The 24,915-nt window shown below is 67.4% G+C and carries 24 protein-coding genes; 15 read left to right on the forward strand and 9 right to left on the reverse strand.

What is annotated here, in order from left to right; genetic code table 11:
- Nucleotides 1–54 precede the first annotated feature (54 nt).
- Nucleotides 55–492 (forward strand): DoxX family protein, encoded by a 438-nt coding sequence (locus ACSFB7_RS30190; protein WP_435476009.1) that lies wholly within the window; start codon nucleotides 55–57, stop codon nucleotides 490–492.
- Nucleotides 493–548: 56 nt separating this feature from the next.
- Here the strand turns inward: ACSFB7_RS30190 and ACSFB7_RS30195 are convergent, their stop codons facing one another.
- From ACSFB7_RS30195 to ACSFB7_RS30210, 4 genes are all read right to left on the reverse strand, one after another.
- Nucleotides 549–1,466, reverse strand: coding sequence for a substrate-binding periplasmic protein (locus ACSFB7_RS30195; RefSeq protein WP_435476010.1), 918 nt, complete (start codon nucleotides 1,464–1,466; stop codon nucleotides 549–551).
- Nucleotides 1,459–2,286, reverse strand: a complete 828-nt coding sequence (locus ACSFB7_RS30200; RefSeq protein WP_435476011.1) for an ABC transporter permease — start codon at nucleotides 2,284–2,286, stop codon at nucleotides 1,459–1,461. Before ACSFB7_RS30200 ends, ACSFB7_RS30195 begins: the two co-directional genes overlap by 8 nt.
- 154 nt (nucleotides 2,287–2,440) lie before the next feature.
- Nucleotides 2,441–3,250, reverse strand: coding sequence for an ABC transporter ATP-binding protein (locus ACSFB7_RS30205; protein ID WP_435476012.1), 810 nt, complete (start codon nucleotides 3,248–3,250; stop codon nucleotides 2,441–2,443).
- Nucleotides 3,251–3,262: 12 nt separating this feature from the next.
- Complete coding sequence (locus ACSFB7_RS30210; protein ID WP_435476013.1) at nucleotides 3,263–4,336, reverse strand: ABC transporter substrate-binding protein; 1,074 nt, start codon at nucleotides 4,334–4,336, stop codon at nucleotides 3,263–3,265.
- A 348-nt stretch (nucleotides 4,337–4,684) separates the two neighbouring features.
- Between ACSFB7_RS30210 and ACSFB7_RS30215 the strand changes: the two genes are divergently transcribed.
- The 4 genes from ACSFB7_RS30215 (at nucleotide 4,685) to ACSFB7_RS30230 (ending at nucleotide 8,981) form a co-directional block, all read left to right on the forward strand.
- Nucleotides 4,685–6,307 (forward strand): thiamine pyrophosphate-binding protein, encoded by a 1,623-nt coding sequence (locus ACSFB7_RS30215; protein ID WP_435476014.1) that lies wholly within the window; start codon nucleotides 4,685–4,687, stop codon nucleotides 6,305–6,307.
- A 133-nt stretch (nucleotides 6,308–6,440) separates the two neighbouring features.
- Complete coding sequence (locus ACSFB7_RS30220; RefSeq protein ID WP_435476015.1) at nucleotides 6,441–7,259, forward strand: MetQ/NlpA family ABC transporter substrate-binding protein; 819 nt, start codon at nucleotides 6,441–6,443, stop codon at nucleotides 7,257–7,259.
- A complete protein-coding gene (locus tag ACSFB7_RS30225) occupies nucleotides 7,256–8,344 on the forward strand; it encodes a methionine ABC transporter ATP-binding protein (protein ID WP_435476165.1) in 1,089 nt (362 codons plus the stop codon). The genes ACSFB7_RS30220 and ACSFB7_RS30225 overlap by 4 nt, the downstream gene beginning before the upstream one ends.
- Entirely contained in the window at nucleotides 8,325–8,981 is a 657-nt protein-coding gene (locus ACSFB7_RS30230; RefSeq protein WP_435476016.1) for a methionine ABC transporter permease, read from the forward strand. The genes ACSFB7_RS30225 and ACSFB7_RS30230 overlap by 20 nt, the downstream gene beginning before the upstream one ends.
- Nucleotides 8,982–8,987: 6 nt before the next feature.
- Here ACSFB7_RS30230 and ACSFB7_RS30235 read toward each other — a convergent pair whose 3' ends face one another.
- Together ACSFB7_RS30235 and ACSFB7_RS30240 are read right to left on the reverse strand one after the other, a co-directional pair.
- Nucleotides 8,988–10,358, reverse strand: coding sequence for an LLM class flavin-dependent oxidoreductase (locus tag ACSFB7_RS30235; protein WP_435476017.1), 1,371 nt, complete (start codon nucleotides 10,356–10,358; stop codon nucleotides 8,988–8,990).
- Between the two features lie 211 nt (nucleotides 10,359–10,569).
- On the reverse strand, nucleotides 10,570–12,351 hold the full coding sequence (locus tag ACSFB7_RS30240) for a tannase/feruloyl esterase family alpha/beta hydrolase (protein WP_435476018.1): 1,782 nt from the start codon (nucleotides 12,349–12,351) through the stop codon (nucleotides 10,570–10,572).
- 238 nt (nucleotides 12,352–12,589) lie between these two features.
- Here ACSFB7_RS30240 and ACSFB7_RS30245 point away from each other — a divergent pair, with 238 nt between their 5' ends.
- From ACSFB7_RS30245 to ACSFB7_RS30260, 4 genes are read left to right on the forward strand one after another with little or no spacing between them, the layout of a single operon-like run.
- Nucleotides 12,590–13,765, forward strand: a complete 1,176-nt coding sequence (locus ACSFB7_RS30245) for an alpha/beta hydrolase family protein (protein ID WP_435476019.1) — start codon at nucleotides 12,590–12,592, stop codon at nucleotides 13,763–13,765.
- Nucleotides 13,762–14,493 (forward strand): enoyl-CoA hydratase/isomerase family protein, encoded by a 732-nt coding sequence (locus ACSFB7_RS30250; RefSeq protein ID WP_435476020.1) that lies wholly within the window; start codon nucleotides 13,762–13,764, stop codon nucleotides 14,491–14,493. The genes ACSFB7_RS30245 and ACSFB7_RS30250 overlap by 4 nt, the downstream gene beginning before the upstream one ends.
- Before the next feature lie 53 nt (nucleotides 14,494–14,546).
- On the forward strand, nucleotides 14,547–15,530 hold the full coding sequence (locus tag ACSFB7_RS30255) for a Bug family tripartite tricarboxylate transporter substrate binding protein (protein ID WP_435476021.1): 984 nt from the start codon (nucleotides 14,547–14,549) through the stop codon (nucleotides 15,528–15,530).
- A gap of 46 nt (nucleotides 15,531–15,576) precedes the next feature.
- Nucleotides 15,577–16,344, forward strand: coding sequence for an alpha/beta fold hydrolase (locus ACSFB7_RS30260; RefSeq protein ID WP_435476022.1), 768 nt, complete (start codon nucleotides 15,577–15,579; stop codon nucleotides 16,342–16,344).
- A 16-nt stretch (nucleotides 16,345–16,360) separates the two neighbouring features.
- On the opposite strand, the gene ACSFB7_RS30265 is transcribed toward ACSFB7_RS30260, so the two are convergent.
- The gene (locus ACSFB7_RS30265) at nucleotides 16,361–17,134 is read right to left on the reverse strand and encodes an IclR family transcriptional regulator (RefSeq protein WP_435476023.1); all 774 of its coding nucleotides are present in this window, start codon (nucleotides 17,132–17,134) and stop codon (nucleotides 16,361–16,363) included.
- Nucleotides 17,135–17,314: 180 nt separating this feature from the next.
- On the opposite strand from ACSFB7_RS30265, the gene ACSFB7_RS30270 reads away from it, so the two are divergent.
- The 6 genes from ACSFB7_RS30270 to ACSFB7_RS30295 are packed head-to-tail and all read left to right on the forward strand — an operon-like array spanning nucleotide 17,315 to nucleotide 22,373.
- A complete protein-coding gene (locus tag ACSFB7_RS30270; RefSeq protein ID WP_435476024.1) occupies nucleotides 17,315–18,079 on the forward strand; it encodes an SDR family NAD(P)-dependent oxidoreductase in 765 nt (254 codons plus the stop codon).
- A gap of 17 nt (nucleotides 18,080–18,096) precedes the next feature.
- Nucleotides 18,097–18,420 carry an NIPSNAP family protein gene (locus tag ACSFB7_RS30275; protein WP_435476025.1) on the forward strand — a complete coding sequence of 108 codons (324 nt, stop codon included), beginning with the start codon at nucleotides 18,097–18,099 and terminating at the stop codon, nucleotides 18,418–18,420.
- Nucleotides 18,421–18,442: 22 nt separating this feature from the next.
- Nucleotides 18,443–19,753 carry a homogentisate 1,2-dioxygenase gene (gene hmgA, locus ACSFB7_RS30280; protein ID WP_435476026.1) on the forward strand — a complete coding sequence of 437 codons (1,311 nt, stop codon included), beginning with the start codon at nucleotides 18,443–18,445 and terminating at the stop codon, nucleotides 19,751–19,753.
- 25 nt (nucleotides 19,754–19,778) lie between these two features.
- Nucleotides 19,779–20,750 (forward strand): tripartite tricarboxylate transporter substrate binding protein, encoded by a 972-nt coding sequence (locus ACSFB7_RS30285; RefSeq protein ID WP_435476027.1) that lies wholly within the window; start codon nucleotides 19,779–19,781, stop codon nucleotides 20,748–20,750.
- Complete coding sequence (locus ACSFB7_RS30290; RefSeq protein WP_435476028.1) at nucleotides 20,747–21,346, forward strand: NADPH-dependent FMN reductase; 600 nt, start codon at nucleotides 20,747–20,749, stop codon at nucleotides 21,344–21,346. The genes ACSFB7_RS30285 and ACSFB7_RS30290 overlap by 4 nt, the downstream gene beginning before the upstream one ends.
- 49 nt (nucleotides 21,347–21,395) lie before the next feature.
- On the forward strand, nucleotides 21,396–22,373 hold the full coding sequence (locus ACSFB7_RS30295; protein WP_435476029.1) for a Kelch repeat-containing protein: 978 nt from the start codon (nucleotides 21,396–21,398) through the stop codon (nucleotides 22,371–22,373).
- A 24-nt stretch (nucleotides 22,374–22,397) separates the two neighbouring features.
- Here ACSFB7_RS30295 and ACSFB7_RS30300 read toward each other — a convergent pair whose 3' ends face one another.
- Nucleotides 22,398–23,978: a class I adenylate-forming enzyme family protein gene (locus ACSFB7_RS30300; RefSeq protein WP_435476030.1), complete on the reverse strand. Its 1,581-nt coding sequence runs from the start codon at nucleotides 23,976–23,978 to the stop codon at nucleotides 22,398–22,400.
- A gap of 32 nt (nucleotides 23,979–24,010) precedes the next feature.
- Nucleotides 24,011–24,832 carry an SDR family oxidoreductase gene (locus tag ACSFB7_RS30305; RefSeq protein ID WP_435476031.1) on the reverse strand — a complete coding sequence of 274 codons (822 nt, stop codon included), beginning with the start codon at nucleotides 24,830–24,832 and terminating at the stop codon, nucleotides 24,011–24,013.
- Nucleotides 24,833–24,915: the final 83 nt, after the last annotated feature.

Here is a 24,915-nt window from a genome sequence, read left to right on the forward strand (position 1 = left end):
CAGAATTTCAAAGCCTTTCCTTTCTTCAACCAACCTTCCAAGGCTCTCATCGCCATGACCATTCCCAACACAGACCGCCTGGTTCCGCCCGCCCTCTCGGTGCTGCGCATCGTCTCGGCCTACCTGTTGATCCAGCACGGCTCGGCCAAGCTCTTCGGCTTTCCGCACGTAGCGTTCTTCGACAACCTCCAGCTTGTCTCGCTGCTGGGCGCGGCGGGCATCATCGAGTTCTTCGGCGGCATCCTGCTGCTGATCGGCCTGTTCACGCGGCCGGTCGCCTTCGTGCTCTCAGGCCAGTTGGCCTTTGCGTACTTCATCGGCCATGCGTCCAAGGGCTTCGTGCTGGCCCCTTCGCTCAACCAGGGAGAGGCAGCGGTGCTGTTCTCGTTCGTCTTCCTGTTCATCGCTGCAGCCGGTGCAGGCCCCTGGAGCATCGATGCCTGGCGTCGTCGCCCGGTGCATGCACCAACCCCGGCCGATGCGGCCGCATAAGCCTGCGACCAAGCGGCGTTGCGCACGCCGCCTGAGCAGCAGAAAGAACCCGCAGCTCAGGAGTGGCAGACCAGCCCGTCCTTGAGCAGCGTGATCTCGAACTGGAGATTGCCCGCACGCGCGCTGCGTGCCTGCGCCAGCGTGCCGTCCGCACGCCATTGGCGCAGCGCGGCGGCGATGTAGTCGCGCGAAGCGGTGTCGCCATCGGACAGCCGGATGGTCGCGTCCGATGGCGGGCGCAGATCGCTGGCCAGTGGCTTGTAGAAGCGCCATTCCTCGTTCTGCATGAGCCTTTCCAGCACCTCGCCGTCTTCGGCCAACGCCGTGCATTCGCCGGCCATGAAGGCCGATGCCGCATGCACCGACGAGGGGTAGCTGCGCGGCTGCGCACCGTACCGTTGCGACACCGCATCGGCATAGCCCGAGCCTTCGGCCACGCAGACCGGGGCACCGCGCAGTGCCGAGGCTTCCTGCACCGCACCCCGGCGCAAGACCACCACCAGGCCGCGCCCCGCGTCATAGCTGCCCGGGGCTGCGGCGATGTCCGGCATCGACGCGGCGGGCACGCCGGCGATCAGCACGTCGACGCGGCCGTTGCGCAGCGCAGCCTCTTGGTCGGCGGCGTCCAGCCCGACCAGTTCCAGCGGCACGCCAAGTGATTTCGCCAGTTGCCGGGCGAAGGTGGCGTCGAAGGCATCGGGTTCGGGCGGCGTCGGCGCTTGCGGCGGAGCAGGGCGCGGATAGTGGCGCACACCCACGATCAGCCGGCCGCGCTCGATGGCATGGGCGAGCACCGGTCCTTTGGGCAAACCAGCCAGCGAAGCCGATGGTGCATCGAAGACGCGCAAGAAGCCGTTGTGATTCGCGGCGGAGAACCACAGGCCGCCCAGGCTAGCCAGCGCCGCCGTCACTGCCAGCGCCGCGCCCGCCATTGCCAGGGTGCGCGGCGCCACCTTCCGCCACTCATCAGTCATCGAGACTCAGGCCCTTGCGCCAGCGCAACAGGTGCCGCTCCAGCAACGCGAGCAGGTAGTTGAGCAGCAGCCCGAGCACGGCCAGCAGCAGGATGCCGGCGTACATCGTCGGAATCTGGAAGGTCTCTTGCGAATTCAGCGTGAGAAAGCCCAGGCCCGAGTGCGCGCCGATCATCTCGGCCGCCACCAGCGCGGTGATGCTGTACGCGCCCGCGAGCCGCACGCCGGTGAAGATCGACGGCAGCGACGCCGGCAGCACCACCTTGAAGAAGATGAAACGGCGCGAGGCGCCCATCGACAGTGCCGAGTTGACCAGCAGCCGGTCGACCTGCTTCACGCCGCTCACCGTGCTCAGCAGCACCGGCCAGAACGAGGCCCAGAAAATGATCGCGACCTTCGACAGCTCGCCGATGCCCAGGAACAGGATGAACACCGGAAACAGCGCGAAGGCCGAGGTCTGGCGAAACAACTGCAGCACCGGATCGACGATGGTGGCCAACCGCCTGAATCCGCCGATCAGCAGGCCCAGCACCACGCCCGCCGTGCTGGCGAGCAGCAGGCCCCACAGCGAACGCTGCAGGCTTGCCGCCACATGCTTCCAGAGCTGGCCGTTGTCGATCAGTTGGCCGATGCTGGCCAGCACCGCGGAAGGCGGGCTCAGGTAGGCGTCGCTCACGATGCCCAGGCGCGGCAGCGCTTCCCACAGCGCCAGGAAGAGCACGATGCCGATGCCGCGCTCGGCCACGCGGCCCAGGCCACGCGCCAGCTTGATGAAGCGGCTGGCTGGGCGAACCACGGGTGCGTCGAGCACGGCGCTCATCGTTCCACCCCCGCCCTTGGCTGTTGCTCCCTCCCCTTACGGGGGAGGGTTGGGGTGGGGGCAAGCGGCGTATCAATCCCCAGCGGCTTTTCACAGGCCGCTTGCCCCCATCCCAGCCTTCCCCCGGAAGGGGAAGGAGGAAGACGGAGCGCGCTCATGACACCACCCCTTCGAGCGACCGGGGCCGCAGGCCGGCCTGTACCTCGTCCTTCAACACCTCCCAGGCGCGGTGGCGCAGGGCGGCGAATTCGGCCGAATGCCGCAGCTCGGCCGAGCGCGGGCGGGCCAGCGGAATGTCGATGATGTCCTTGATGCGGCCGGGCCGCAGCGTCATCACCGCCACGCGGTCCGAGAGGTACACCGCTTCTTCGATGCTGTGCGTGATGAAGACGATGGTCTTGCGGTACTGCTCCCAGATGCGCAGCAGTTCGCCCTGAAGAATCTCGCGTGTCTGCGCATCGAGTGCTGCAAAAGGCTCGTCCATCAGCAGCACGTCGGGCTTGTAGGCCAGCGATCGTGCAATGGCCACGCGCTGCTTCATGCCGCCCGAAATCTCGTGCGGATAGCGGTCGGCGAAACCATGCAGCCCGACCAGCTCCAGGTATTCATGCGCCGTGCGGCGACGCTCGGTCTTGCCCACGCCGCGAATCTCCAGCCCGACCGCGATGTTGTCCAGCACCGAGAGCCACGGAAACAGCGCATAGCCCTGGAACACCACGCCCTGGTTGCGGTTGATGCCCGCGAGCGGCTGGCCGTTGATGGCAATGCGCCCGCCGGTGCGTTCGGTCAGCCCGGCCAGGATGCCCAGAAAGGTCGACTTGCCGCAGCCCGACGGGCCCAGCACCGAGAGAAATTCGCCTTCGCGCACGTCGAGGTCGAAGCCTTCGAGCACGCGCACGCGTTCGCTCGCGCCGCGTGCGGCGTAGTCCATCCGCACATCGCGCGCCGAGATCTTGATGCTCATGGGCGTGCCGGCTCAGGTCTTCGCGGGCTGCTGCTGCGCAAAGGGGTTGAATTCGTTGGTGTAGACGTCCTTCACCGCCACCTTGCCGGCGGCGAGCTTGCCTTCGGACTGCAGGATGTCGATGTAGTACTGGATCGGCGGCTCGGTCACCACCAGGTCGTCGACGTAGGCGTAGCGGTCCACGTTCTTCAGGTCCATGTTGATGCGCCTGGCCACCAGCTTGCGGGCTTCCTCGGTGTTGGCATTGACCCAGTTGCCGGCCTTGGCCAGTGCCACCACCACGTCGCGCACCGCTTCGGGGTGCTGGCGGATGAACTGGCCGTGCGCGCTGTACGGCGCCATGCCGCCCAGGCCGCCGTCCAGGTCGAAGTCGCTCCACAGCCGCACGAGCTGCTCCGCGTTGTCGGCGCGGCCCGAGAAGGGCGCATGGATGATCGCCAGGTCGGTGTTGCCGGTCACCAGCGTCTGCTCGGCCTGCTCATCGGGGATGACGACGAAGTTGATCTTGTTCACGTCCACGCCGTTCTGGCGCAGGTACTTCTTGGTCACGAACTCGGCGCAGGCGCCGAAGCTGTTGAAGCCGATGGTCTTGCCTTCCAGGTCCTTGGGCGCGCGGATGCCGGAGTCCTTGCGCACGAAGTACTTCATGTGCGGCGCTTCCTGCAGCGTCTTGCCGCCGGCGGCCACCACCTTGAGGTCTGCACCCGATGCAATGGCCGAGATCACCAGCGGCACCATGCGGCTGCCGAAGTCGATTTCGCCGGTGCCCACCAGCGGAATGATCTGGGGCGCGGCGATCTTGCCGACGTACTCGGGGCGGGTGTTGGTGCCCTCGAAGTAGCCGAGTTCGTCGGCCAGGTAGATCAGGTCGAACGAGGGGTTGTTCGGGTACTTGAACGCGACCTTGTCGCCGGTCTTCTTCACCACGGCCGGGCCGCCGGCCGATGCGGTGGCGCTTTTTTCTTCGCGCGAGCAGCCCGCAAGGGCGAGGCCACCGATGGCGGTCAGCGAGGCGAGGGTCTTGAGTGCGGCGCGCCTCGATGGCGCGGTGCGGGAGGTATGCAAGGGGAACGTCTCGGTGGGCATGGCGGTGTGCTCCGGCAGCGGAGCGGCTTGTCGGGTTGCGGAGCGCAGATCGTAGGAATGCCATCGCACCGCAGCAACGAAGAAAAACGGATCTGCGTATGCGGATTCCGTGCTTCGCTTCCTGCACCCCTGCCCGAAGAATGGCCCGACTTGCTTTCGAGGTGAGTGTCTCCTCGTCGTTCCCAGGGCGACGTTCGGCGGGCCCCACGGGGCCCGCTTCTTTTCGTGCCGCCTTGAGTGAACAGGGGGCGCCGCTACCATCGGCTGTGCGCGCGATATGCGATGCGCCATTCGGCGGTGTGGCCTGCGACGGGCCATGCGGCACTTCTCAAGCCAACTCACGAACCCATGACCCAGACTCCCGGCCACCGAGGCGCCGACGCGCTGATCCAGTCCCTGCAGACAGCGGGCGTGAAGCGCATCTTCACGCTGTCGGGCAATCACATCATGCCGGTGTTCGATGCGGCCTTCGGCTCCGGCATCGAGCTGGTCCACACCCGCCACGAAGCCAGCACGGTGCACATGGCCGACGCCTGGGCGCGCATCACGGGCGAGGTGGGCATCGCCCTCGTCACTGGTGGGCCGGGCCATGCGAATGCGGTGTCCGCGCTGTACACGGCGCAGATGGCCGAGGCGCCCGTGGTGCTGTTGTCGGGCCATGCGCCGAACGATCAGCTCGGGCAGGGCGCATTCCAGGAGATGCGCCAGGCCGAGATGGCAGCGCCGGTCTGCAAGGCCGCCTGGACATGCGCACATGCTGACGAGGTGGCCGCCGATGTCGCCAAGGCCATCCGCATTGCCCGATCGGGGCGGCCCGGTCCGGTGCACCTGAGCCTGCCGAGCGATGTGCTTGAAGGTGCCGCAGTGGCCAGCCTGTTGGCGGTGGACGCGTTCGAACCCGAGCCGGTGCCGCTTGATCCGTCTCTTGCGGCGCAGTTGGTCGAGTGCCTTGCGCAGGCGAAGCATCCGATGGTGCTCGTCGGGCCGTCCTGCATGACGCGGGATGGGCGCGCGCTGACCGAAGCTTTGGAAAAGGCGACAGGCGTTCCGGTGATCGGCATGGAGAGCCCGCGTGGCATTGCCGATGCGAGCCTCGGTGCGTTCACGCAATTGCTGGCCCGCGTGGACTGCCTGGTGCTCGTGGGCAAGCGGCTCGACTTCACGCTGAAGTTCGGCTCGGCCTTTCCCGCGACGACGCAGGTGCATCAGGTCGATGCGGAAGTCACCGAGATCGAGCGCAGCCGCCGCGCCCTCGGCGATCGGTTGCAGCTCACGGCGCAGGCCGATGCCTGGTCCGCGCTGCGCGTGCTGACCCAGGCAGCGCGCGAGGCGGCCGGCCCCGAGTGGCTGAACGAAGTGCGCAGCGCAGTGGCATACCGGCCCGCCGCATGGAGCGACGCACGCGCGCAAGTGCCCGACCGTCTGCATCCCGTGCAGATGCTGCGGCCGCTTCAAGCCTTGCTCGACAGTCATCCCGAATCGGTCCTCGTCTGCGACGGCGGCGAGATCGGCCAATGGGCCATGGCATGCCTGCGCGCGCCGCATCGCGTGAACAACGGCGTGGCCGGATCGATCGGCGCCGGATTGCCCTATGCACTGGCCGCACGCTGCGCCCAACCCGATGCGCCCGTCGTCGCGGTGATGGGCGACGGCACCGTCGGCTTTCACATCGCCGAGTTCGACACTGCGGTCCGCTACGGCTTGTCTTTCCTCGTGGTGGTGGGCAACGATGCGCGCTGGAATGCCGAATACCAGATCCAGCTTCGCGACTACGGCGCGCAGCGCCTGATCGGTTGCGAACTGCGGCCCACGCGCTACGACACGGTCGCGCAGGCCTTCGGCGCACATGGCGAATGCGTCACCGATGCCGCGTCGCTCCCGCAGGCGGCCGAGCGCGCGCTGGCCAGCGGCTTGCCGGCATGCCTGAACGTGATGATCGAAGGGGTGCCCGCGCCGCTGATCCGTCTGTAGGGGCGCTGGCCGGGTTGACGCGCAGTTCACTATGTCGCTGCGCGAGATTGCTTGTACGAAAAGTTTCTTTCTCTCCTGAACGCCGGTCTTTGAAGATCGGTCATCCATCCGGAGAGAAACGAAAGTAGAAGCAATGAAGAAACGCAATGTGTTCCGTGCCCTCGGCGCGGTTGTCCTTGTCTCGGCGAGCTTGTGGGTCCAGACCGCCGCCGTGGCGCAGTCCACGACGCTGCGGGTAGGCGTGCGCGGTGGCGTCGACGAGGAAATCTGGGAAGTGGTCGCCAAGGTCGCCAAACAGAACGGCCTGACCGTCAAGCCCGTGGTCATCACCGGCTCGGCCAGCCCGAACGAGGCGCTGAACAACGGCGACATCGAAGCCAACTCGTTCCAGCACATTCCCTTCCTGAACGACCAGATCAAGCAGCGCGGCTACAAGCTGGCCAACGTGGGCACGACCTACATTTCGCCCATCGCCTTCTACTCGAAGAAGTTCAAGTCTTTCAAGGATCTGCCCGAGGGCGCCAAGCTCGGCATTCCCGATGATCCGAGCAACCAGACGCGTGCGCTCGTCGTGCTGCGCGACCAGGGCGTGCTCACGCTGCGCGACGGCTTCGATCCCGCGCTGGGCACGGCCACGCTCAAGGACGTGACCTCCTACAAGAAGAAGGTGCAGCTCGTGGAGGCCGCCTCGGTGGTGCTCGCACGCTCGCTGGAGGACGTGGACGCGTCCGCCATCGTCAACACCTTCGCCTACCAGTCCGGCCTGATCGCCACGCGCGACGGCATCGCGGTCGAGAAGAAAGAAAACAACCCCTACGTGAACATCATCGTCGTGCGCGAGCAGGACAAGAACGCACCGTGGGTCAAGCCCTTGGTGAAGGCCTACCAGTCCGAAGAAGTGCGCAACTTCATCCAGACGAAGTACCAGGGCTCCGTCCTGCCCGTCTTCTGAGCGCCGCAACTGAAGGAGCCGCGCCGCCGCACATCGTCTTCGATCAGGTCCGCAAGGACTATGCAGGCTCGGCGGGGCCGGTGAGGGCACTGGAGGCTGTGTCTTTCTCGATCGCGCGCGGAGAAGTCTTCGGCATCATCGGGCGCAGCGGGGCGGGCAAGTCGACGCTGCTGCGCACCATCAATGCACTGGAAGACGCCAGCGGCGGCAGCGTGCATGTCGACGGTGTAGATGTAGGCAGCCTGGACGAAGACGCGCTGGTGCATCTGCGCCGCCGCATCGGCATGATCTTCCAGCACTTCAACCTGCTGTCGGCGAAGACGGTGCGCGACAACGTGGCGCTGCCGCTGAAGGTGGCGGGCGTTGCGCCGGCCCGCATTCGCGAGCGCGTCGATGCGCTGCTCGAACTGGTGGGGTTGAGCGACAAGGCCGAGGTCTATCCGGCGCAGCTTTCGGGCGGGCAGAAGCAGCGCGTGGGCATTGCGCGCGCGCTGGTGCACCAGCCGCAGATCCTGCTGTGCGACGAGGCGACTTCGGCGCTCGACCCCGAGACGACGCAGTCGATTCTTGCGCTGCTGCGCGACATCAACCGCAGGTTCGGCCTGACGGTGGTGCTCATCACGCACGACATGGCAGTGATCCGCGAGGTGTGCGACCGCGTGCTGGTGCTCGACGCGGGCCGTCTGGTCGAGCTGGGCGAGGTGTGGCGGGTGTTCGGCAAGCCCGAGGCCGACGCCACGCGGGCGCTGCTGCAACCGCTGCTGCACGACCTGCCGGCCGACCTGGCCGCGTCACTGGTGCCCGATGTCGAGAGCCTGCACGGCCGGCCGGGCCGGGTGGTGCTGAGCGTCGGCTTCGACGGTGCTTCGCGCCCGCAAGGCGTGCCCTTCGATGCGCTGGCCGCACTCGGGCCCGGAACCACGTGGCTGCACGGCGGGCTGGACCGCATTCGCGGGCATGCGCAGGGCCGGCTGCTCGTGGCCGTGCCGGCTGTTGCAGGGCTTCCCTTTGACCCGGAGGCGGCGCGGCTTGCGCTGTCGACCGACCGCATCGAGGTACTGGGCTATGTCCACACCGCTGATTGAAAAGTACGTGCAGGCGTTCTTCCAGACGCTGGCCATGGTGGGCGTGTCGGCCTTCATCGCCATTTCGCTCGGGCTGGTGCTGGCCGTGGTGCTCACGGTGACGGCGCCGCGCAACCTGTACCCGAGGCCGCGATTCCACAGGGCGCTGTCGATTGCGGTGAACGTCTGCCGGGCGGTCCCCTTCATCATCCTGCTGATCGCGCTGCTGCCGGTCACGCGCTTCATCGTCGGCACCACGCTGGGCACCTGGGCGGCGGTGGTGCCGCTGGCGGCCAACCTGATTCCGTTCTACGCGCGCATCGCACAGGTGAGCCTCAATGACGTGGACGGCGGGTTGATCGAAGCGGCGCGCGCCATGGGCTGCAAGCGCTGGCACATCGTGCGGCACGTGCTGCTGCCCGAGGCGCTGCCGGGGATCATCGGCGGCATGACGGTCAGCGTGATCGCCATGATCAACGCCTCGGCCATGGCCGGCGCGGTGGGCGCGGGCGGCCTGGGCGATCTTGCGATTCGCTACGGCTACGAGCGCTACGAGACCCGCGTGATGTTCGAGGTGATCCTGATCCTCATCGCGCTGGTGTCGGTGATCCAGTTCGCCGGCGAGCGGCTGGCGCGCAGGGTCGATCACCGGCGTTGAGATTGTTCAGTTCTGCACCTCGGCAATTGCCTTGCGCGCGGCCGGGGCAGGGTGCGCCGGCCGCTTCAGTCCGAGGTGCTCGCGCAGGGTACGGCCCTCGTACTCGTTGCGAAACAGGCCGCGGCGGCGCAGCTCCGGCAGCACCAGCGCGATGAAGTCGGTCAGGCCGCCGGGCAGCGTCGGCGCCATGATGTTGTAGCCGTCCGCGCCGTACTGCACGAAGCGCTCTTCGAGCTGGTCGACGATCTGCTCGGGCGTGCCCACCAGTTGCCAATGACCGCGCGCGCCGGCCACGCGCTGGTAGAGCTGGCGGATCGTGAGGTTCTCGCGGCGCGCCAGCTCGATCATCAATTGCTGGCGGCTCTTGCTCGCATTGGTGTCCGGCAGCGGTGGAATCGGTCCGTCGAGCGGATGGCCTGAAAGATCGAAGCCGCCGGTCAGGCCCGACACCAACGCGAGGCCGACGACCGGATCGATCAGCGACTGCAACTGTTCGAACTTCTCCTTCGCCTCGTTTTCGCTATGGCCCACCACCGGGAACACGCCCGGCAGGATCTTCAGATCGTCGGCCTCGCGGCCGTAGCCTGCAAGGCGCCCCTTGATATCGGCATAGAAGGCCACGGCATCTTCCAGCGTCTGCTGCGCGGTGAACACCGCTTCGGCGGTGCGCGCAGCCAGTTCTCTGCCGGCTTCGGACGAGCCGGCCTGCACGACCACCGGGTGGCCCTGCGGCGGGCGTGACACGTTGAGCGGCCCCTGCACCGAGAAATGCTTGCCGCGGTGGTGCAGCACATGGCGCTTGGCCGGGTCGTAGAAGCGGCCGGCGGCCTTGTCGCGCTCGAAGGCGTCGTCCTCCCAGCTGTCCCAAAGGCCTGTGACCACATCGGCGAATTCGCCTGCGCGCTCGTAGCGGTCCGCATGCGCGAAGTGTTCCTCGCGGTTGAAGTTGCGCGCTTCGTGCGCGCTGGACGACGTGACAAGGTTCCAGCCTGCGCGCCCGCCCGAGATGTGGTCGAGCGAGGCGAACTTGCGCGCCACGTGGTACGGCTCGTTGAAGCTGGTGGAAGCGGTGGCCACGAGGCCGATGCGCTGCGTCACGGCGGCCAGCGCCGACAGCAGCGTGATCGGCTCGAACTGCGCCTGGTAGCTGTGCGCCGTGCGGCTCAGGAACGCGACGTCGTCGCCCCGCGTGCCCACGCCGTCGGCCAGGAAGATCAGGTCGAACTTCGCGGCTTCGGCGGCACGTGCCAGCTCGACGTAATGCCGGAAGTCGATGCCGGCATCGGCCTTCGCTTCGGGATGGCGCCATGCGGCGATGTGGTGCCCACTCGGATAGAGAAAGGCGCCCAGGCTCAGGAAGCCCTTGCGTTGAGTCATGGAGGTGTGCTTCTTTGAGGCGAAAGGAACGGCGCAGGCTACGCGCGGCCTGCGTGCTTGCCAAAGAAGGCTTTTGGGATTGCTTAGCCGGCGCGTGCATAAGGTCATGCGGCACACCGCGACGCATGCGGGTGCGCATCCGTGTTGCGCGGCGATGCAAGCCGGCGGGGGACCGCCCCGCCGGCTTTGCGTGCTTTCTTTCCTCAGGCCGTCACAGCGTGCAAGTGAAGCTGGCCGCAGCGTTGACGTCGCCCGTGCCGTTGTAGCGCGGATACTTCGGCGCCTCGCAGACCGGCATCGCCCGGGCCGTGGCGCCGGCAATGAACTTGTAGGTCAACTGATCCGGCGCCTTGCTGCTCTCCACCCAGTCGATGATGGCGCTGAGCCAGTCGACCTGCGCGAAGCTGGCTCCCGCACCGTGGCTCGAAGCGGGAACGATGAACATGCGCGCGTTGCTGCGAGGGTCCGCCAAGCCCATTCCCTTGGCGGAGTTGGTCATGGTGGCGAAGTTGCGCGCGTGATCGTTGGCCGACAGCAATGGATCGCCGGCGTCATGCCATGAAATCAGCTTGCGGCCCGACGCCACGTAAGCCGCGATGGCGTTCTTGTCGTGGTCGGCGCCCAGGCGCTGAAGGCCGCTGCTGAAGAGGTAGTAGTCGAGGTTGATGTCGAAAGTCGCCAGGTTGGGAGCGGGCGTCGTGCTCGGGGGCGGCGCACCCAACCAAAGGGGATCGTTCGTCGCCAGGAACGCGAAGCCGCCGCCCAGCCCGCCATAGCTGGTCACGCCCAGCGCCGGCACGCCGGGAATGGTGGATGCGGGCGCGAAGTTGGTCCAGTTGTACTTGCTGTAGGCGGTGGCACCGCTGCTCAACGTCAGGTTGCCGAGCAGGCCCGCGAGCGTGGGAACCTGCGCCGCCGACAGGCACAGCGTGGGGTCGGCATTCGCGCCGGGCTGGCCGCATTGCAGCGATGCGGCGGGCAGGGTGCACGCACCTGGGTTCGCAAGGTAGCCGTCGGTCGCGCCGTCGGCGGCATCGCAGGATGCCACCGCGGCCGTGTAGGCGGCGGCGTACTGGGCTGGGCTGATCTCGGCCGGCGTGGCCGCCTTGGCGGCCGTGTTCATCAGGCCGGTGATGGCACCGCCCATGTCCATGGTTTCGCAGCCGGCGACGATGCCGTCGAATTCATCGGGCCAGCGCTGCGCGGCGATGTAGGCGTTGCGGCCACCGTTGGAGCAACCGTTGAAATAGCTGTGGCTCGGTGCCTGGCCGAAGAAGGCCTTGGCGACGGCCTTGCCGAAGCGCAGCGTGGTGCCGCCGGCGGCGTAGGCATAGTCGATGGCCGACTGCTGGGCATCGGGCGTGCCGCTCACCCACACGCCCGGCGCGGCCTGTGCGGGAACGCTGGCCCTGTTGCCGCCGTTGGAGGCCGCGTACACCGCGCCCTTGAGGGCGAGGGTGGCATCGACTGCAATCACGGCGCCGCCCGTGTCCGTCGTCACCGCAGAGGGGATGCGTCCGTCGAAGCCACCGCCGCCTTGCTGCCAGTAGCGTCCGGTCCAGTTGTCCGGCACATCGACCTCGATGTCCAGGAACGGTGCGCGCGTGCCGAGCACCTGGCAAAAGCCTGATGTGTAGAGAGGTGCCTTGGCCTCGAAGCGCGTGGTCTTCGTGACCGACACACCCGCGATGACCTGCCCGTTGAGCGTGTTGCATGTGCTCTTGAGCTGTTCGGCGGTGGGGCCCGCAGGTGGCGGTGATGCAGGGGGCGCCGGCGCGGGGGCGGGCGGCAGGATCGGAAGGAAGCCGCCGCCACCGCTGCCACCACCTCCGCAGGCTGCGAGCACGGCGCACAGCCCGCTCGCTGCCGCCCAGGCGCTTGCGCGCAAGACGGCGTGGGTGGTGAACACGGGAAGGACGCCGGGCGTGCGCGCCATGCGGATGCCGACGTCCGTCGATGCAGGGTGCTCCTGCGGCTTGTCTCTGCTTTTCATGCGGGCATCGTAGGCAAGGCTTTTCATATTCGGAAATACCTTTTAGTGCAGGTTTTCCATACGCTGTAGATATCGATGGGCTTCGCCATCCCCGTTGGGTCGGCTGCGGTTTTTCGAGGAGATCGCCTGCGCGTGCACCCCTTTGTCGATTCTCATGTTCACCTATCGGACAAACCCATGGCCTCGCAAGAGTGGTGCGCGAACAATCCGAACGGACACCACCCAACCGCTAAAGACCATGTTCTTCTACTTCCCCGAAAACTACCGCTGGTCTCTTGCCGTGCTCCGCGCCATTGCCGCGGGCGGGCTGTTCGGAGAGATCGACTGGGCGTGTTCCCGCCTGCGTGATGCCGCGCGCGTGCAACCCTCGGGCGATGTCGAGGCCTGGCATCGCACGTGGGGAGAGCTGGGGCGCCAGTTGGAGCAATCCGCGGCCGACGCGCTTGCACGTGGGCACCGCGTGAGTGCCAGCGATTTCTCCTTGCGCGCCTCGGTCTATCACCAGTGGGCCGAAGGGCTGCTGGACCCGGACGATCCGCGCGCCGAGCAAGCCTATGCCAGGCACCTGTCCTGCTTCGCGACCTTCGCGCAGCATCGCGATCCCGCGATCGAGCTGGTCGACATTCCCTTTGAATGCAGCGTGATCCCGGCTTACCTCGTGCCGGCCGTGGGACGTCGCGGCCCGGGGCCGGTGGCGCTGCTGTCGGACGGCCTGGACGCGAACAAGGAGGAGATGTTCTACGTGGCGCTGAATCTCGCGCGGCGCGGCATCACCACGCTCGCCTTCGACGGTCCGGGCCAGGGCTCGGCCCTGCGCGTGCATGGCTTGACCGCACGCCACGACTTCGAGAAGCCGGTGACAGCCTGCGTCGATTGGCTGCTGCAGCGCCCGGAAGTGGACCCTGCGCGCATCGGCCTGGTCGCAGCCAGTTGGGGCGGCTACTACGCACCGCGTGCCGTGGCCTTCGAGAAACGGATCAAGGCCTGCGCGGTGATGGGCGCGGTCTTCGACACCCATGCATGCATGGTGCGGCGTGTCGGCTACGTGCAGGGGCAGGGCGCCACCCAGTTGGGCAACAACGCGCCGCTGGGCACCACCGGCAAGCAGATCCTGCGAATACTCGGCGTGCCGGATTGGGAAAGCGCATTCCGCAAGCTGGAAGATTTCCGCCTGGAAGGCGTGGCCGGCCGCATCGAGTGCGACCTGTTCATCGTGCACGGCGCCAATGACCGGCATGCGCCGCCTTCGGAAGCGCAGCGCCTGCTGGAGGCAGTGAGTTCGCGCCACAAGCAACTGCGCGTGTTCACCGAGGAAGAGGGCGGCGCCGCCCATGTGAACCTCGATCGGCCGGAACCGGCACTGAGCCTGGTCTGCGACTGGATGGCCGAGCGCCTGCAGGAGAAAACGCCATGAGCACTTCCGAAGAAACTTCCTGGATCGGCCTCGAGCTGCAAGGCGAGGTGACCATCATTCGGCTGCAGCGCCCGCAGGCCAACAACCGGCTGACCAACCCCATGGCGCTGGCATTGGCCGAAGCGCTGGACGCCGCGCGCGAGAGCCGCGTGATCGTGCTGAGCGCGGAAGGCGCGGACTTCTGCCTCGGCCGCGAAATGGCACCTCCGCCGTTCGGTGCCGGAGTCAATGCAGCGGACGTTCTGCGCGACGACGCGGGCCCGATTCAGGTGCTGTACGAGGCCTTCGGACGTTGTCGCGCGCCAGTGCTTGGATTGGTGGCCGGGCGAGCCTGGGGTATCGGCCTGGTGCTGGCCGCCCGGTGCGACCTCACGCTGTGCGAAGAGGGCAGCAGCTTTGCGCTGCGCGAACTCGAACGCGGCATTCCGCCATGCATCGCCATGGCCCCGCTGCTGGACCGGATGCCGGCCAAGGCACTGGCGCATCTGGTCTTCGGCGCGGAGCCCATCGGCGCCCGCGATGCGCTGGCTGCGGGGATCGTGGGCCGGGTCGTCGAGAACGGACGCCTGCAGGCAGAGGGCGATGCGCTGGTGCAGCGCCTGCTGTCCTTCCCCGCACCTGCCGTGCAGGCCGTCAAACAGTACCTGGCGACCGCGCCGCGCCACCACGAACCCAACGCAGTGCTTTACGGAGCGGGCCTGCTGGCCAACGTGCTGGGCTCGCGCTGAACGGCGGCAGCGCCGGTGCGGCGCGCCCGGGAACATAACAAGGAGACATCGCCATGCGCCTTTCATTTCTCGCGCGCCTTTTCGCGCCCCTTGCTGTGGCCTTCGCACTGGCGAGCGCATGCGCGCCCGCCGTGTCCGCCACCTTCCCGGAAAAACCGATCCGCATCATCGTCGGCTTCCCGGCCGGCAGCACCGGCGACCTGATCGCGCGCGTTCTCGGTCCGCGCATGACACAAGGCCTCGGGCAGCCCGTGATTGTCGAAAACCGGCCAGGCGCGGGCAGCAGCATCGCCGCCGAAGCCGTGGCCCATGCGCCGCCGGACGGCTACACGCTGCTGCTGAGCACCACCGCGAATGTCATCAACACCAGCCTGTATCCGAATCTCCGGTTCAGCTTTACCAAAGACCTGACGCCGGTCACGCTGCTTGCCGAGGCACCCGCATTGCTGATCGCCCGCGCCGACCTGCCCAGCCGCACGGTCAAGGAACTGGTCGCCGCGGCAGCGGAAGCGCCCGGCAAGTTCAGCTATGGCTCGTCGGGCAACGGCACCTTCACGCATCTGTATGGCGAGCTGTTCAACCAGGTGGCCCAGGTGCGCCTGACCCACGTGCCCTACAAGGGAGGCGCACAGGCGCTCACCGATGTCATGGCCGGCCGGGTCGACCTGGCCTTCACGCCGGCGGCGCCGGTGCTGGCGCAGGTCAACGCCGGACGGGTCAAGGCGCTGGCGGTCATCGGCCGGCAGCGCATCGCAACGCTGCCGCAGGTGCCGACCTTTGCGCAATCGGGCATTGCCGACTTCGACTCGGCGCTCTGGTTCGGCCTGCATGCGCCCGCGGGTACGCCGGGCGCCGTTGTCGAACGACTGTCCTCCGAATTGCAGAAGGTGCTGGCCGACCCCGACGTCCGCCGGCAGTTGAACGACCAGACCGTCGAGGCCATCGGTGGCACACCGGCCCAGTTCGCGGGCATCATCGCGAACGAGTCGGCGAAATGGGGCCGGGTGATCGGCACCGCAGGCATCAAGATCGACTGATGCGGCACGCACGCATGCAAACACACAAAGGCAAAGGAGAACGCACATGAGTCTGGGCCACGAGATCCGGGGCAGCGGCCCCCAGCGGGTGATGGTTGCGCATGGCTGGTTCGGCGACCATGGCATATGGGCACCGATCTATCCGCTGCTGGACGAGGAGCGCTTCACATACGCCTTTCCTGACTACCGAGGCTACGGCGCCTCCCGCGCCATCCAGGGCGAGCACAGCATCGCCGAGATTGCCGCCGACATGCTCGCGCTGGCCGACCGCTTGGGGTGGGAGCGCTTTGCCTTGCTCGGCCACTCCATGGGGGGCATGGTGGTGCAGCGCATCGCCATCGATGCGCCCGACCGCATTCAGGCGGCGGTGTGCGTGACACCGGTGCCGGCCTCCGGCGTGCCGTTGCCTAAAGAGGTCGCGGCGGTGTTCGCGTCCGCAGGCAGGAGCGAGCAGGCGGCGCTGGGCGTGCTCGAAACCTCGCTGGGCTCGCGGCTGACGCCAGCCCTGGCCCGCTCGATCCTGGCCCATCAGCGCGGCACCTCCGACACGGTGGCCTTCGAGCACTACTTTCACGCCTTCTCCAAAACCGACTTCTCCGACAAGGCCGCCGCACTGCGTGCGCCGCTGCTGGTGCTGGTGGGCGAGCACGATGCGGGCGTGTCGTCGGACTTCGTGCAAGCCACCTTTCCGCGCTTGTATCCGCATGCGCAGATCGAGCTGCTGCCGAACAGCGGCCACTACCCGATGCTCGAAACGCCGGCCTACCTTGTGACGCGGATCGAAGCCTTCCTGCGGCAGCACAGCGGAGGTTGAAAGAGCCGCTGCTGCCTCAAGCCTTCCGCTTGCGCAGCAGGATTTCGACCGACTGCGTGGCGCCGCGCAGCATGTCGGCCACCTGGGCAATGCGCCGCTGGCTCAGGCGCTGCGACAGGGCCGCGACGCTCAGCGCGCCCACGGCTTGCCCCATCGAGTCCCTGAAGGGCACGCCGACCGCCTTGACCCCCAGGCTCACGCGGTTCTGGATCACCGCGGCACCCAGCGCGCGCGCCTGCACACAGGCTTCCGCCAGGTCCTGCGTCGACAGCTTCCCGAAGGCCGAGAGGCTGGGGCCGACCCGCTCGATGATGCTCGCGCGCTCTTCATCGTCGATGGCCGAAAGAATCGCCAGACCTCCCGCGCCCACGCCCAGCGGCCTGCGGCTGCCGACCTCCAGCACCAGCGCGCGGATGGGAAAGGTGCCCTCGCGGCGATGCATGCAGACCGCATCGAAACTGCTGCGCACGACCAGGTAGACGGTGTCGCCCGTCTCTCGCGCCAGCACGTCCATCGCGGGCTCGCACAGGTCGCGGATGTCATGCATGGTCGAGCTGGCCACACCCAGCTCGAACGCCAGCGGGCCGAGCTTGTAGCGCCGAAGCTCGTCGTTGAAGACCGCCAGCCGTTCCGCTGCGAGCTGGCCCAGGATGCGGTGCACCGACGGGTGCGGGATCTGCGATTTCTCTGACAGCTCGGTCAGCGCCAGTCCACGCGGGCCTGCGGTGGCCAGCAATTTGAGAATCACCACGCCTCGTTTCAGCGAGCCTGCATCGGAGGGCGTTTTCATGTTCGATTGATGGACAAACGACTGGTTTGAAGCGGCTCATTAGAAAACAATTCCCGCTGGAGCCATAGCGGTGCCCCGTCTATCGGACAGCAATCGTTCAAGGCAGCAAGGCACGTACATGCAACGCAACGACCAAGGGCATTCATTCATGAAGAACCGAGCGCATCGCGGGAGATTTCAATGAGCAGCACGGCACAGGACGGCGTCGGCGCGCTGCAAGGCAAGATCGCCGTCGTCACCGGGGGAAGCAGCGGCATCGGCGCGGCCTGCGTGCGCGCATTGGCGCAAGCCGGGGCCACGGTCGTCATCGGCTACAACGAAGGCGCGGCGCGTGCACAGGCGCTGCGCGACGAACTGCCGGGCAACGGCCACCGCACATTGCAGATTCCGCTGACCGATGCCGTGGCGCACGCGGCCATGGCGGAAGTGCTGCATCGCGACTTCGGCCGCGTCGACGTGCTGGTGAACTCGGCCGGCTTCACGCGGCGCATCGCGCACACCGACCTGAACGCGCTGGCACCAGCGCTGTTCGACGAGATACTCGCCGCCAACGTGGGCGGCCCCTACGCGATCACGCGTGCGCTCATGCCGCTGCTGAAAGCGTCCACCGATGCGGTCGTGGTCAACGTGTCGTCGGTATCCGCATTCACGGGGCTGGGCAGCAACATCGCCTACTGCGCGGCCAAGGCCGCGCTCGACACGATGACCGTGTCGATGGCAAGGGCCTTCGGCCCGGTGCGCTTCGTCAGCGTGTCGCCCGCTGCGGTCGACACCGATTTCGTGCAGGGCCGCAACCGCGATGAACTGGCGAAGAAGGCCGCCACCACGCCGCTCGGGCGCATCGTCACGCCGCAGGACGTGGCGCTTGCCGTGCTTGCATGCGCGACGCATCTGCGCACGGCCACGGGCACGCGCATCGTCATCGACGGAGGGCACAGCCTGTAAGGGCGACCCGACACACCATGCTCGTCGAACAACGCACCTACACCACCCATCCCGGCCAGTGGCGGGCCTACCTGTCGCTGTACGAGGCCAAGGGCCTGGCCATCCAGCGCCGCATCCTCGGCCGCATGGTCGGCTACTACCGCACCGAAACCGGCGCGCTCAACCAGGTGATCCACATGTGGGCCTACCTGGACATGAACGAACGCGCGCAGCGGCGGGAGCTGCTGATGGCCGATGCCGGATGGAAGGCCTACGTGACGGAAATGCTCCCGCTGCTGCAGAGCCAGGAATCGAAGATCCTGGTTCCGGCGACCTTCTTCACGCCCCAGTGGCAGGACTGACGACAAGAAAGAAGGAGACGCCATGGCAGCACACACCGCGCAGGACGACACAACGCCCGGCTACCAGAGCGGGTTCGGCAACCAGTTCGCCAGCGAAGCGATTCCGGGCGCGCTGCCGGTGGGCCGCAATTCGCCGCAGCAGGCGCCGCTGGGGCTGTACGCCGAGCTGCTGTCGGGCACGGCCTTCACGGCACCGCGCAACCACAACCTGCGAACCTGGATGTACAGGCGGCGCCCCAGCGCCATGCACGAGGCCTTCGCGCGCATCAACGACGGCGGCTGGCGCAGCGGTCCGTTCACCGAAGCGGAAACGCCGGCCAACCGGCTGCGCTGGAACCCCTGGCCGATGCCGGCCCAAGGCACGGACTTCATCGACGGCATGCTGACCATCGCCGGCAACGGCGAGCCGCACGCACAGGTCGGATCGGCGGTGCACGTCTATCGCGCGAACCGCTCGATGGACGGGCGCTACTTCGTCAATTCGGACGGCGAGCTGCTGATCGTGCCGCAGGCCGGCGCGTTGCAGCTCCACACCGAGCTGGGACGCCTGCACATCGCCCCCGGCGAAATCGCGCTGGTGCCGCGCGGCATGCGGCTGCGCGTCACGCTGCCGCAGGGCGAGGCCCGGGGCTACGTCTGCGAGAACTACGGCGCGCCGTTTCGCCTGCCCGAGCTGGGCCCGATCGGATCGAACGGGCTGGCCAATGCACGGGACTTCCTCGCGCCCGTCGCGGCCTTCGAGGAAGACGCCGGCCCCGTGCGCATCGTCAACAAGTTCATGGGCCACCTCTGGGAAGGCGGGCAGGCCCACACGCCGCTGGACGTGGTCGCATGGCACGGCAACCTGACGCCCTGCAAGTACGACCTGGCGCACTTCATGGCCATCGGCACGATCAGCTTCGACCACCCCGATCCGTCGATCTACACCGTGCTGACTTCCGGCAGCGACACGCCCGGCGTCGCCAACTGCGACTTCGTGATCTTCCCGCCGCGCTGGCTCGTGGCCGAAGACACCTTTCGCCCGCCCTGGTTTCACCGCAACGTGATGAGCGAGCTGATGGGGCTGGTGCGCGGCGTCTACGACGCCAAGGCCGAAGGCTTCGTGCCCGGCGGCGTGAGCCTGCACAACTGCATGCTGCCGCACGGCCCCGACGCCGCCACCTTCGAGCGGGCCAGCACCGCCGACCTCAAGCCGCATCGCCTGGACGACACGCTGGCCTTCATGTTCGAGAGCCGCCATGTGTTTCGCCCGACCGCGCAGGCGCTTTGCGCCGCCAACCTCCAGCCGGACTACGACACGGCATGGAAGGGGTTCAAGGCCGGCAACACATAAAACAACGACAGGAGACAAGACAACCATGAAGACATCGACCCGGCGCAGCTTCGTCGCCACCGCCGCCGCGCTCGCGCTGCTGCCTTCGGCGCGCGCGCAAGACGGCTACCCCAGCCGCCCGATCCAGTTGAACCACGGCTTCGGCGCGGGCGGCAATGCAGACGTGGTTTCGCGCCTGCTGGCGCAGAAGATGCAGGAGAAGCTCAAGCAGCCCGTGGTCGTCGAAATCAAGAGCGGGGCGGGCGGCCTGATTGCCACCGACTTCGTGGCCAAGGCCAAGCCCGACGGCTACAACATCGTCATGCTCACCGGCGCGCACACGGTCTCGGCCGTGCTGCGCAAGACGCTGCCCTATGACCCGGTGAAAGACTTCGCCTTCATCTCGACCGTGACGAGCTTTCCCTTCGTCATTGCCGTGCGCGCGGACCATCCGGCCCGCAATCTCGCCGAACTGCTTGCCACGGCGAAGCAGACGCCGGACCGGGTCACTTTCACATCGGTGGGCGTGGGCTCGACGCAGCACATGGTCGGCGAACTGCTGGGCGTCAGCGCGGGCGTCAAGCTGCTGCACGTGCCCTATCGCGGCGGCGGCGCGCCGGTGCAGGCGGTGATTGCCGGCGACGTCGATGTTCTTGCGGACACCCTGACTGTTGCGACGCCGCACATCCAGTCGGGCCGGCTGCGCGCGCTGGCGGTCACCAGCGCGCAACCCTGGCCGTCGATGCCGCAGGTGCCCCCCGTCGCGAGCGTGCTGAAGGGCTTCGAGATCCGGTCCTGGCTGGGACTCGCGGCGCCTCACGGCACGCCGCCGCAGGTGGTCGAGCTGCTAGAGCGCAACGTGCGCGTGGCGCTGGACGATGCCGGCGTCAAGGCCACGCTGGCATCCCTGGGCAGCGAGGCGGCCCCGTCTTCTCCGGCCCAGATGAAGTCGATGGTCGAGCGTGAAATCAGGCGCTGGAGCGAAGTCGTCGCCCAGGCCGGGATTGCCCAGCAATGAGCGCCGAAGCCAAGGCCGGGGCGGCCCTGCGCCCCATCGACGTCGTCGGGTTCTGCGGCAGCCTGCGCAGCGGATCACTCAACGGCATGGCGCTGCGCCTGGCCGGCGAGCGCATGCCGGCGTCAATGACGCTGGACGTGGTCGATTGGCGCGACATTCCGCCGTTCGATGCCGACGTGCTCGCGCATGGAATCCCTGCGCCCGTCGAAGCACTGCGCGATCGCATCCGGCGCGCGGACGCGGTCCTCATTGCAACGCCCGAATACAACTTCTCGATTCCGGGCATGCTGAAGAACATGCTCGACTGGGTGTCGCGCGGCACCGATCAGCCGCTGCGCCACAAGCCCGTCGCGGTTTTGAGTGCCGCGCCCGGCCCGGTCGGCGGTGCGCGCGTGCAGTACGAGCTGCGCAAGGTGCTGCTTTTCATGGACGCGATGGTCCTGTCGAAGCCCGAGGTCTTCATCGCCCACGCGGCGAGCAAGTTCGCACCGGACGGGGCGTGCAGCGACGAGACGACGCGCCGCTTCGTCACCGACCAGATGGCGGCATTCCGGCATTGGATCGATCAGGTCGACTTGATGCTGCAGCGGCGATAGAGGAAAGTGTCGACCTGAAACGGGGCAGTGGATCAAACAGGAAACGCCTATGCAGATGCCCGTATTTCTCGCCACACGCGCCATGGCCATCGTGCTCGGCATTGCCGCCCTGGCCGCACCTTGTCAGGCCGACCCGGCCGCCGGAACCTGGGTCCAGAAAGCGCCTATGCCCACGTCCCGCGCCGAGCTTTCGCTGGCGGAAGTCGGCGGCAAGCTCTACGCCCTGGGAGGGATGATCGACGGCAGCTCCGTGCCTCTCAATGAGGCCTACGACATCGCCACCGACACATGGCGTGTGCGCCGCCCCATGCCGCGTGCGCTCGACCATCTGGGCGTCGCGGTGGTGAACGGGAAGATCATCACCGTCGGCGGCTTTGTCGGCGCGGTGCACAAGGACGGCCAGGCAACGGTCCTCGAATATGACCCGGTCGCGGACACATGGCGAACGCTCGCGCCGATGAGTGCCGGTCGCGGCTCGGTGGGCGTGGCGGTGCTCGACGGCAAGGTGTATGCGATCGGCGGGCGCAATCCGGCCAACGCCACTGTGACTACCAACGAGGTGTACGACCCGGCCACGAACACATGGACGGCATTGGCGCCATTGCCGAAAGCGCGGGATCACGCGGCGGTGATTGCCGCCGGGGGCAAGATCCACGTGATCGGTGGCCGGTTCACCGGGCCGGGCGATCGAACCGATCTCCACGATATCTACGACCCGGCCAGCAACACCTGGACTTCGGGTCCGCCACTGCCCACTGCACGCAGTGGCCTGGCCTATGCCCTCTACAAAGGGCTCGCGGTGGTGCTGGGCGGTGAGTTCCCACAGGAGAAGCGGGCCTTCGCGGAGAACGAAGGATTCGACCTGAAGACGAACACCTGGCGAACGCTGACGCCCATGCCGCGCGGCCGCCATGCCGTCGGGGCTGCGAGCGATGGCAAGTCTCTCTATGTCGCCGGCGGCTTCTTCCTGCCCGGCGGCATGGGCGGCGAGACGACCAACGAACTCATGGCGTTCAGCCTGCCCTGAAGCGGCATCGAAACGCCGAGCTGCCTATCCCTGTGCCGACTCAAAGAGCGCCAGGTGGCCGTTGCGCAACTGGAACTTCTGCACCTTGCCCGTCGGCGTCATCGGCAGCGCACTGACGAAGCGGATCGACTTGGGCACCTCGAAGCGGCCCAGGCGCTCCTTGCAGAACGTGAGCAGTTCATCTTCGCCGCATGCACCATCGGCCTGGCGCAGCACCACGAACGCCGCGACCGCCTCACCCCAGTGCGGATGCGGCAGGCCCACCACGGCCGCTGCACCGACTGCGGGATGGGCCAGCAGCACCGCCTCCAGCTTGATGCTGGAGACGTTCTCGCCGCCCGACTTGATCATGTCCTTCTTGCGGTCCAGAAACAGCATCTGCCCATCGGCATCGAACATGCCGATGTCGCCCGTGTGGTGCCAGCCGAAGCGGCGCGCGGCAGCCGTGGCCTCGAGGTCCTTGAGGTAGCCCAGGAAGACATTGGGGCCGCGATGCACGATCTCGCCGATCTCGCCCGGCCCTAGCAGCTTGCCGTCGTCGTCCATGACGGCGGTTTCGACGCCCGCCACCGACACGCCCCAGCAGTTGCCGTCCTTGTCCGGGTGCTCGCTCGCTCGGTAGACCATGGTCGGCGGGTACATCTCGGTCTGGCCGGTGCCCAGGCGCACGTCGGCGCACATCTCGCGCTGGACGTCCGCAAGCAGATTCTTCGGCATCGGCGCCAGCCCGTACATGCACAGGCGCAGCGACGAAAGATCGGTCCTGGGGCGCTGCGGGTGCTTCATGAGCGCGTCGAACATCATCGGCAGGCATGAGAGCCAACTGATGCGCTCACGCTCGACCGCCGCCAGCATGGCCGCCGGATCAAAGCCGCTGGCCAGCCAGATCGTCGCGCCGGCCATCAACGCGCCCATGCTGATGGTGTGCTGCGCGCAGTGAAAGAGCGGCAGCACCGAGCCGACGACATCGCGTTCGGTGGCCTCGAAGCTCTGCGCGCAGCTCAGCAGCGCGCCGTGAATCGAGCGGTGCGAATGCATCACGCCTTTCTGCTTTCCCGTGGTGCCGCTGGTGTACATGATGAGCGCGAGGTCGTCGTCGCCCCCGGGGTCTGCCAGCGGCTGTGCGGGCGGGCGCGATGCCAGCGCGTCGAACTGCAGCGTGCCGGCGCTGGCTTCGCGCGCGCCGATCACGACCGTAGCCAGGCCCAGGCGCGCGACCAGTTCGCGCAGCGCGGGCACCTCGAACAGCACCGCGTCGATGAAGACGCCGCTGACTTCGGCATGGCTGAGCACATGCTCGATCGAGGCCGCGTCGAGCTGCACATTGACCGGCACCCAGACATTGCCCGACTTGTGGATGGCCTGGATGGCCGTCAGGTGCTCGATCGAGTTGATGCACATCGTCGCGACGCGGCGACCGGCCAGCCCGTGGTCGCGCAGCGCCTCGCCGACGCGCTCGCTCGCCGCGTCGAGCGCCGCGAAGCTGATCCGCCGGTCGCCCTGTATGACGGCTGTCTTGTGCGGGTTTCGCCGGGCGCTGCGCCGGATGATGTCCGCGAGAGAGATGCGGGCGATGCCCGTGCGTTCGATGTCGGCTGTCTGCATGCGATGGTCTCCTGAATGGGCTTGCAACCGGGTCACGGTTCCACGAAGAAGTCGATCAATGGCTCGACGCCCGGCGTCACCAGGTACGGCGCGAAGTCGGTCACGCCGACATCGCGCAGCACCTGCTCGTCGATCAGCAACTGGCCGGTGAGTTCGCGGCTCGGCCGGGTCAGGATGTGCCATGCGGCGTCCGCCATGATGGCCGGCACGCGCGCCTGTCCCGCGACCTCGGGCGCCGCGATCCGCAGGGCGCTGGTGGCGATCACGGTGCGCGGCCACAGCGAATTGCTCGCGATGCCGCGCTCGCGCAGCTCTTCGGCCAGGCCCCGGCTGAGCATGCTCATCGCGTACTTCGAGGTGGTGTAGGCCGCATGGCGCGCGAACCACTTGGGGTTCAGGTCCAGCGGCGGCGACAGGGTCAGGATGTGCGGGTTGGCCGCTTTTTCGAGATGGGGCAGGCAGGCCTGCGCGCACAGGTAGCTGCCCCGCGCGTTGATCTCGAACATCAGGTCGTAACGCTTCATCGGCGTGTGCTCGACCGTCTCCAGGTGGATCGCGCTGGCGTTGTTGACCAGGATGTCGATGCCGCCGAAGCGCGCCACGGCGGCATCGACGGCGGCGCGCACCTGGGCTTCGTCGCGCACATCGACCACCACCGCGAGCGCCTGTCCGCCGGCGGCGACGATTTCCTCGGCGGCGCTGTGGATGGTGCCGGGCAGGCGAGGGTCGGGCGTTGCCGTCTTCGCCGCGACCACGATGTTGGCGCCGTCGCGCGCGGCCCGCAGGGCAATGGCCTTGCCGATGCCGCGGCTGGCGCCGGTGATGAAGAGAGTTTTCGATTTCAAGGATGGCATGGGCACTCCGCAATCGCGATCCCCTGATCGCATGAGCCCGTCAGGCTATCCGCCGATGCGGCAAAAGACTTGCGTCGATTGGC

It is taken from the genome of Variovorax raffinosi (assembly GCF_051216615.1).
Taxonomy (GTDB): Bacteria; Pseudomonadota; Gammaproteobacteria; order Burkholderiales; family Burkholderiaceae_C; genus Variovorax.